This window comes from Acidovorax sp. HMWF018 (assembly GCF_003061035.1).
Classification (GTDB): Bacteria; Pseudomonadota; Gammaproteobacteria; order Burkholderiales; family Burkholderiaceae_C; genus Acidovorax; species Acidovorax delafieldii.
In genome coordinates, this window is the sequence record NZ_QAIM01000199.1 from 1 (window position 1) to 2,212 (window position 2,212).

Sequence of the window (2,212 nt, forward strand, 5' to 3'; positions counted from 1 at the left end):
TTTCCTTGTGCATGCGCCAGCCGGTGCCCTCGCCGTGGCCGGTCAGCAGGTCGTCAAAGCAGGCTTCCATGATGTCGTCGGGCTCGCCCTCCACCCCGAAATCGGCCCCCAGCGACGGCCCCGCCCAGGTGGTGGCCCCGGTTTTGGCCAGCACGGCGAGCTGGAAGGCGGTGAAGTCGCTCACGCCCACGAAGTGGGTGCCCTTTTCGATGGCCCTGGCCACAGCCTTGTAGCGAATGCCCGGCAGGATGCGCGTGAGGCCATAGCCCCCGCGCGAGATCAGCGCCACATCGGCGCCGCTGGCCGCCGCACGGTGGATGGCGGCCAGCCGGGTGGCATCGTCGCCCGCAAAGCGTGTGTATGTGGCCAGCGCGTCCACATCCACCTCCACCTCATGGCCCTGAGCCTTGAGACGGGCGATGCCCCGCTTGAAGGCGGCCTTGTCGCGCACTGCACTGGAAGGCGAGTAGATGTAGATGTGCTTGGGACCGTGGTCGTGGTCGCACTGCGAGGGGTCGTGGTGGTGGTCGTGCAAAGCGCTCAGGCCCCGGTGGGGCCTGCTCCATAAACAGGGGGGATGCCCGCTGCCCCATGCAGTCAAGGGGCGCCAGCGGGCACATCAGTGCGTGAAGTATTCCACAGCCTGTGCGGCAATGGCCTCGCCATGCTCCTGAACAAAGTGGCCCGCATGGGGCAGCACCACCGGCTCGGGGCATCCACGGATGTTGTGTTGCAGCGCCCGCATGGTGGGCAGCCCCAGCACGGGGTCTTGCGCCCCCACCACCATCAGGCTGCGGCCTTGCCACCGGTGCTGCCAGAAATCGCGGGCTGCACGCGACAGCGCCGCACCGGCGTCATCCAGGGCGGCAGGGACACGTTCAGGGAACGCACGCAGCGCAGCCCGGTAACCTTTGTCCGAAAAGGGGGCATCGTAGGCTGCGCATTCCGCAGCGCTCAGGTGCGGGTTGCCGCGTGCCAGCAGGCGCCCTACCCCATACAGCGGCTTGTCCCGGCACATCGCACGCCAGTCCACAAAGCCCTGGGGCAACGGTGCATCGCCTGTGGCCAGCAGCGTGTTCATCACCAGCAGGCCGCCAAACCGCTCGGGCATCGCCATGGGCAGCGTGAGGCCCAGGATGCCGCCCCAGTCCTGCACCACCAGCACGACATTGCGCAGGTCCAGCCGCTCGATCAGCTCCAGCAGCACCTGGCGGTGCCATTCGAACTGGTGCGCACCTTCCTTCTTGGGCTTGTCGCTTTTTCCAAAACCGATCAGGTCGGGTGCCACCACGCGGTCGCCTGCAGCCAGAAAGGTGGGCAGCATGCGGCGATAGAGGTAGCTCCAAGCCGGGTTGCCATGCAGGCACAGCCAGGTACGGCGCGCATCGCGGGGGCCTTCGTCCAGGTAGTGCAAGCGCAGGCCCGCCAGACTCGGCAGGTCGCTGACGTGGTGGGGAGCCCAGGGGTAGCCGGGCAGGTTCGCGAAAGCCGTATCGGGTGTGCGCAAGGCATCGTCACGCAGGGGGTGGCGGGCCAATGCCTCGGCGCGTTGCTGGCCGCGCCGCTGCGCAAAAAAGCGGCTCAGCAGGCCGCCGCACTCCTCGGCCAGCACCCCGCCCTGCACCTCGGTCTGGTGGTTGATCTCGGCATGCCCAAACAGGTTGAGCACCGAGCCTGCCGCCCCTGTCTTGGGCTCCATCGCACCAAACACCACCCGTGCCAGGCGGGCATGCAGCATGGCGCCACCGCACATGGCGCAAGGCTCCAGCGTCACATACAGGCTGCAGCCGTCCAGCCGGTAGTTGCCCAGGCGCAGCGCCGCAGCACGCAGGGCCACGATCTCGGCATGGGCCGTCGGGTCGTGGCCTTCCACCGGGGCATTGCGGCCAGTGGCGATGACCTGGCCGTCCTTGACCACGATGGCGCCCACGGGCACCTCGCCCGCGCTGGCAGCCGCTTGCGCCTCGGCCAGGGCCAGTCGCATCCAGTGCGCATCGTCGGCGATTTTCATCACTATATTTTCAATAGCATCCAAGGCATGAAATATCAGCGCTTGAAGCCGATCTGGCTCATTTTTTCTCGTCTTCGGGCATGGGGCGTGCCTGTTGCATCAGGCCTTCTACCTGCTGCTTGACCTGCTGCTGCATCTGCTGGCTCTGCTCACGCACCGTGCCGGTCGGCGCCGACGCAGGCCCCGCCGCGCCTGTGGCGG

The 2,212-nt window shown here is 67.4% G+C and carries 2 protein-coding genes; both read right to left on the reverse strand.

Features of this window, described 5'->3' with window-relative positions; translation table 11 throughout:
• On the reverse strand, positions 1-535 hold a 535-nt coding region (locus DBR23_RS07315; protein WP_199227657.1), incomplete at its 3' end, for an LD-carboxypeptidase.
• An 84-nt stretch (positions 536-619) separates the two neighbouring features.
• Positions 620-2,011, reverse strand: a complete 1,392-nt coding sequence (tadA, locus tag DBR23_RS07320; protein ID WP_108497799.1) for a tRNA adenosine(34) deaminase TadA — start codon at positions 2,009-2,011, stop codon at positions 620-622.
• Positions 2,012-2,212 lie beyond the last annotated feature (201 nt).

Bases quoted from the DNA above. Each gene is read 5' to 3' on its own strand.
- tadA (WP_108497799.1), bottom strand. From the start codon at position 2,011: ATGAAAATCGCCGACGATGCGCACTGGATGCGACTGGCCCTGGCCGAG.